The sequence below is a fragment of the Scandinavium sp. NPDC088450 genome, assembly GCF_044900545.1.
In the GTDB taxonomy this organism is placed as follows: domain Bacteria; phylum Pseudomonadota; class Gammaproteobacteria; order Enterobacterales; family Enterobacteriaceae; genus Scandinavium.
In genome coordinates this window covers 1-6,168 of the sequence record NZ_JBJDNI010000053.1, presented here as the reverse complement: position 1 = coordinate 6,168, position 6,168 = coordinate 1, and the positions used below count along the sequence as shown (strand labels likewise).

At 52.9% G+C, this 6,168-nt stretch carries 6 protein-coding genes; 5 read left to right on the top strand and 1 reads right to left on the bottom strand.

What is annotated here, in order from left to right; translation table 11 throughout:
* Positions 1 to 235 precede the first annotated feature (235 nt).
* The 3 genes from ACI2I2_RS24405 (at position 236) to ACI2I2_RS24395 (ending at position 2,780) form a co-directional block, all read left to right on the top strand.
* A complete protein-coding gene (locus ACI2I2_RS24405; protein ID WP_404660247.1) occupies positions 236 to 1,099 on the top strand; it encodes a small-conductance mechanosensitive channel MscS in 864 nt (287 codons plus the stop codon).
* Between the two features lie 182 nt (positions 1,100 to 1,281).
* Positions 1,282 to 1,917: an arginine exporter ArgO gene (gene argO / locus ACI2I2_RS24400; RefSeq protein WP_404660248.1), complete on the top strand. Its 636-nt coding sequence runs from the start codon at positions 1,282 to 1,284 to the stop codon at positions 1,915 to 1,917.
* 89 nt (positions 1,918 to 2,006) lie between these two features.
* Positions 2,007 to 2,780, top strand: a complete 774-nt coding sequence (locus ACI2I2_RS24395; protein ID WP_404660246.1) for an oxidative stress defense protein — start codon at positions 2,007 to 2,009, stop codon at positions 2,778 to 2,780.
* 46 nt (positions 2,781 to 2,826) lie between these two features.
* On the opposite strand, the gene argP is transcribed toward ACI2I2_RS24395, so the two are convergent.
* On the bottom strand, positions 2,827 to 3,720 hold the full coding sequence (argP, locus tag ACI2I2_RS24390) for a DNA-binding transcriptional regulator ArgP (RefSeq protein ID WP_097162070.1): 894 nt from the start codon (positions 3,718 to 3,720) through the stop codon (positions 2,827 to 2,829).
* A gap of 161 nt (positions 3,721 to 3,881) precedes the next feature.
* Here argP and rpiA point away from each other — a divergent pair, with 161 nt between their 5' ends.
* Positions 3,882 to 4,541, top strand: coding sequence for a ribose-5-phosphate isomerase RpiA (gene rpiA / locus ACI2I2_RS24385; RefSeq protein WP_312628638.1), 660 nt, complete (start codon positions 3,882 to 3,884; stop codon positions 4,539 to 4,541).
* Positions 4,542 to 4,804: 263 nt separating this feature from the next.
* The gene (serA, locus tag ACI2I2_RS24380; RefSeq protein WP_330982765.1) at positions 4,805 to 6,037 is read left to right on the top strand and encodes a phosphoglycerate dehydrogenase; all 1,233 of its coding nucleotides are present in this window, start codon (positions 4,805 to 4,807) and stop codon (positions 6,035 to 6,037) included.
* Positions 6,038 to 6,168 lie beyond the last annotated feature (131 nt).

Sequence of the window (6,168 nt, the reverse complement as noted above, 5' to 3'; positions counted from 1 at the left end):
ATGTCAGATCGTGATGCGCCTGTTAGGGCGCTGCTGGTGACAGAGCCTTATAGGCGCATATGAAAAACCTCCGGCTATGCCGGAGGATATTTATTGCTTTTTCAACATCATAAATTTGTCTCATTCTGTGATCTATTTGGCATTACAGACGATTCTTGTTTAACCTTAACAGACTGCCTTTTTGCAGAGTCGTCGAATTTTGTGTTCCCTTTTGGGTTGCTATAAGGATTATCAGATGGAAGATTTGAATGTTGTCGACAGTATTAATCATGCTGGTTCGTGGCTGGTGCGCAATCAGGCGCTGCTGCTGAGCTATGCGGTGAATATCGTCGCCGCGATCGCCATTATTATCGTCGGGATGATTGTTGCCCGGCTGGTGTCCAATGCTGTAAACCGTGTGATGCGCGCCCGGCAGATTGATGCCACCGTGGCGGACTTCCTTTCCGCGATGCTGCGTTACGCCATTATCGCTTTCACGCTGATTGCCGCTCTGGGGCGCGTCGGTGTGCAAACGGCTTCTGTTATCGCCGTTCTGGGTGCCGCAGGTTTAGCGGTGGGTCTGGCGCTTCAGGGCTCGCTCTCCAACCTTGCCGCAGGCGTACTGCTGGTGATGTTCCGCCCGTTCCGTGCCGGTGAATATGTCGATTTGGGCGGAGTGGCAGGCACAGTGCTCAACGTGCAGATTTTCTCCACCACCATGCGCACTGTGGATGGCAAAATCGTGGTTATCCCGAACGGGAAAATCATCGCCGGGAATATCATCAACTTTTCCCGCGAGCCGGTTCGCCGCAATGAGTTCATCATTGGCGTGGCGTATGACTCTGACATCGATAAAGTCAAACAGCTGCTGACCAACATCATTCAGTCAGATGAACGCATCATCAAAGATCGTGAAATGACGGTGCGCCTGAATGAACTTGGGCCATCTGCCATGAATTTTGTCGTCCGCACCTGGAGCAAAAGCAGCGACCTGCAAAACGTCTACTGGGATGTGCTGGAGCGCGTCAAACGCGACTTTGACGCCAACGGCATCAGCTTCCCGTTCCCACAGATGGATGTGAACTTCAAACGAGTGAAAGAGCAGGCCGAGGCCGCGTAGTTTTACTCGTTAACGAAAAGCCCGCTTTGAGCGGGTTTTTCGTTGTCTATTTACTTTAATTGAATAGATATGCTCGCTCTAATTATTAATTAAACTAATATGGTATTAAAATTATCCATTTCCTCTAATGTTCTGCCCGCGCTATAGTCTCGCCATCGACAAGTATTTCAGAGAAATTAATCATATTATCTTATTATTTTCAGGGGCTTGCCCTTGGCGCTGCCATGATCCTGCCGCTTGGGCCACAGAACGCTTTTGTGATGAATCAGGGCATCCGACGTCAGTATCACATCATGATTGCCTTTCTCTGTGCCCTCAGTGATTTGCTCTTAATATGCGCCGGCATCTTTGGCGGAAGTGCTCTGCTGATGCAGTCAGAATGGTTAATGGCGGGTGTCACCTGGGGCGGCGTAGCATTTTTACTGTGGTACGGATTGGGTGCCCTGAAAACGGCAATGGGTAGCAATCTGGAACTGGCCAGTGCAGAAGTCATGAAGCAGGGACGCTGGAAAATCATCGCCACGATGCTGGCGGTGACGTGGCTTAATCCTCATGTCTATCTTGATACGTTTGTGGTGCTGGGAAGTCTGGGCGGGCAACTGGATGTGGAACCTAAGCGCTGGTTTGCACTGGGCACGGTCAGCGCCTCATTTTTATGGTTCTTTGGCCTGGCTTTGTTGGCCGCCTGGCTAGCCCCACGCCTGCGCACGGCCAGGGCGCAACGCATCATTAATTTACTGGTTGGCCTGGTGATGTGGTTTATCGCTTTTCAGCTGGCAAAAGAAGGGATTTCCCATGTTCACGCCTTGTTCAACTAAGCCATGTCTTATGGACATTTAGTCCTCAGAAGCTAAGCTTGCAGGCATGCGCCCTGTTTCGGGTGAAGACGTAACATGGAGGAACGACAGTGAAGTTTAAAGTGATGGCCCTGGCGGCATTAGTGGGATTAAGTACAGTGTCGGTGCAGGCAAATGAATTGCCGGATGGACCGCACATTGTCACCTCAGGCACGGCAAGCGTTGATGCGGTACCTGATATCGCAACGCTGGCAATCGAAGTGAACGTTGCGGCAAAAGATGCGGCATCGGCCAAGAAACAGGCTGATGATCGTGTTGCCCAGTATCTCTCTTTCCTTGAGCAGAACGGCGTAGCTAAAAAAGACATCAGCTCTGCGAACTTGCGTACTCAGCCGGACTATGACTATCAGAATGGTAAAAGCATTCTGAAAGGCTACCGCGCGGTGCGTACGGTGGAAGTCACTTTGCGCCAGCTTGATAAACTGAACTCACTGCTGGACGGCGCACTGAAAGCGGGTCTGAATGAAATTCGTTCTGTTTCGCTGGGTGTTGCGCAACCGGATGAGTACAAGGACAAGGCGCGTAAAGCGGCTATTGATGACGCCGTTCACCAGGCTACTGCGCTGGCTTCTGGCTTCAATGCCAAATTGGGCCCGGTGTATAGCGTGCGCTACCACGTTTCCAATTATCAGCCGAGCCCTATGGTACGGATGATGAAAGCGGATGCCGCTCCTGCCGCGTCTGCTCAGGAAACTTACGAGCAGCCGACTATTCAGTTCGACGATCAGGTTGACGTTGTGTTCCAGCTCGAACCGACTCAGGCAGCCCCGCAGAAAGCGGCGGAACCTGAGAAAGCACCAGAGCCGCAGAAACCTGCTCAGTAACAGAAAGCCATTCATAAAAAAGCCGGGGACTCCCCGGCTTTTCTGTTTAATCCTGGCGTAAAACCTTATGCCCATATTCCAGCAGTGCGTCTGTCACCCGGCGCATCATGCGGCTTTCCGGGGCGAATCGGTGCCAATAGAGCATCCGGCGCTGGAACAGGCCTGGCGTCAGGTCAATCAGCTCGCCGCTGTCCAGTTCGCGTTCAATTTGCAGATGCGGGATCATACAGCAGGTGGTGCCCTGGCGAGCTAACTGCACGAAGGCTTCCGACGAGTTAACGATGTGACACGGCACGCTGCCCGGTGGTAAATCGAAGTGCTGTTGCAGGAAGGCCTGATGCATATCGTCGAGATGGTCAAACGCGACAACCGGGGCTTTGAGCAGCGCAGAACGCGTTACGCCATTTGGGAAGTAACGTTGCGCAAACGACTTTGATGCCACGAACAGATAGTCCAGCGCACCCAGTTGATCGACCAGGCAGCTCGGCAGTGCTTGCGGCTGGATACTGACAGCACCGACGACTTCACCCCGGCGTAAACGTTCCTGAGTGCGGGTTTCATCTTCCACCTGAATGTTCAGGCGGATGGGGGAGTCAGAAAGAACGGCCGAAAGGGCAGGCAACAGCCAGGTTGCCAGACTGTCGGCGTTCACCGCCAGTGATAACAGCAGTGGCGTAGAGCCGGTTTGCTCATCGCCAAGCCACTCTTCTTCCAGTAGTTCAACCTGACGCAACAGAGCCAGCAATTTCTGACCTTGTTCCGTAGGACGCGGGGGAACCGTACGCACCAGCAGCGGTTGGCCGAACATATTTTCCAGCTGTTTAATACGCTGGGAGACGGCGGACTGGGTAATACACAGCTTTTGTGCGGCGCGTTCAAACCCGCGTTCCCGAATGACCGCATCCAGTGCCTGTAGTGTTCTGTAGTCCGGACGTTTCATGTGTGCTGACTGGCTCCTTATTCTTCGTTACCTCGCACTATGACATAAATTTACGTTTGATACAGATCGAAATTGGCGACCTTCACAAGGGCGCTGCGCGGACATTTCTGGCATGAATGATCTATAATGCGCGGCATCCCATCACATCACAGGCAAAAACCATGACGCAGGATGAACTGAAAAAAGCAGTTGGCTGGGCAGCCCTTCAATATGTACAACCGGGCACGATCGTAGGGGTGGGCACTGGCTCCACCGCGGCGCATTTTATTGATGCGCTGGGCACGATGAAAGGCCAGATTGAAGGGGCAGTGTCCAGCTCGGATGCTTCAACCGAAAAGCTGAAAAGCCTCGGTATTCACGTTTTTGATCTCAATGAAGTGGATCGTCTGGGCATTTATGTCGACGGCGCGGATGAAATTAACGATCACATGCAGATGATCAAAGGCGGCGGCGCTGCGTTGACCCGCGAGAAGATCATCGCGTCCGTGGCTGACAAGTTTATCTGCATCGCCGATGCTTCCAAGCAGGTGGCTATTCTGGGCAAATTCCCGCTGCCGGTGGAAGTGATCCCGATGGCACGTAGTGCGGTGGCTCGTGAGCTGGTGAAACTGGGTGGTCGTCCTGAATACCGTCAGAATGTGGTGACGGATAACGGCAACGTGATCCTCGACGTGCATGGTCTGGAAATCCTCGACGCTGTGGCGCTTGAAAATGCCATTAATGGGATTCCAGGCGTGGTCACCGTAGGGCTGTTCGCCAACCGTGGCGCAGACGTGGCGCTGATTGGCACCGCTGATGGCGTGAAAACCATCGTAAAATGATCTGACGGGGGCGCAGGCTGCCCCCGTAAAAAATTTCAGCCAGGTTAAATTTGGTGACTTGTGTCACATTTTAGGGCTTCATCTCATTTACACACTGCGTGTGGATTCCCATCCAGCATTTTATGCTGACAATTACCGCTGAATGACATTTCCTCAGGATGCCGACGCAAACGTTCATATTGCCGCAATAGATTTTTTTGATATGTTGCTGAGGTGGACATTCGTTCACCACAACATCACGACAAGAAAGACAGGGCGGGGAAATGGCTAAGGTATCGCTGGAAAAAGACAAGATTAAGTTTCTGCTGGTCGAAGGTGTGCACCAAAAAGCACTCGATAGCCTTCGTGCGGCAGGCTACACCAACATTGAGTTTCATAAAGGCGCGCTCGACGCTGAGCAACTGAAAGAGTCGATCCGCGATGCCCATTTCATCGGCCTGCGCTCCCGTACTCATCTAACCGAAGACATCATCCAGGCGGCTGAGAAGCTGGTGGCGATTGGCTGCTTCTGTATCGGCACCAACCAGGTTGATCTGAACGCTGCGGCCAAACGCGGTGTGCCGGTCTTTAACGCGCCATTCTCCAATACCCGTTCTGTGGCTGAATTGGTGATTGGTGAGCTGTTGTTGCTGCTGCGTGGCATTCCTGAAGCGAACGCCAAAGCGCACCGCGGGATCTGGAATAAACTGGCGGCGGGCAGTTTTGAAGCACGTGGTAAAAAGCTCGGGATTATCGGCTACGGGCATATCGGTACCCAACTCGGCATTCTGGCGGAATCGTTGGGCATGCACGTGTTCTTCTATGATATCGAAAGCAAACTGCCGCTGGGGAATGCGACCCAGGTTCAGCATTTGTCTGACTTGCTGAACATGAGCGATGTGGTGAGCCTGCACGTTCCGGAAAATGCGTCGACCAAAAACATGATGGGCGCAGAAGAGCTGGCGCTGATGAAGCCGGGCTCTTTGCTGATCAACGCCGCTCGCGGTACCGTGGTGGATATTCCGGCGCTGTGTGATGCGCTGGCGCGTAAACATCTGGCGGGTGCAGCGATTGATGTCTTCCCAACTGAGCCAGCAACCAACAGCGATCCGTTCACTTCTCCGCTGTGCGAATTTGACAACGTCATCCTGACCCCGCACATCGGTGGTTCGACTCAGGAAGCGCAGGAAAATATCGGTCTGGAAGTGGCAGGTAAACTGTCTAAGTACTCCGATAACGGTTCCACGTTGTCAGCGGTGAACTTCCCTGAAGTTTCTTTGCCTTTACACGGTGGCCGCCGTCTGCTGCACATTCACGAAAACCGTCCAGGTGTACTGACCGCTATCAACCAGATTTTCGCTGAGCAAGGCGTGAACATCGCCGCGCAGTATCTGCAAACGACGCCGCAAATGGGCTATGTGGTAATTGATATCGAAGCGGAAGAGGATGTGGCAGAGAAAGCGCTGCAAAGCATGAAGGCGATTCCGGGGACGATTCGCGCTCGCTTGCTTTACTGATTATTGTGGCGGGTGCGGTCTGATGCCCTCACCCCGACCCTCTCCCACGGGGCTGAGGGATCCCCAGTAATATGGTCATTCGCCTGTGACCATATTACTGTACTCTTTCCCTAATAATTTCAGCGCATTAA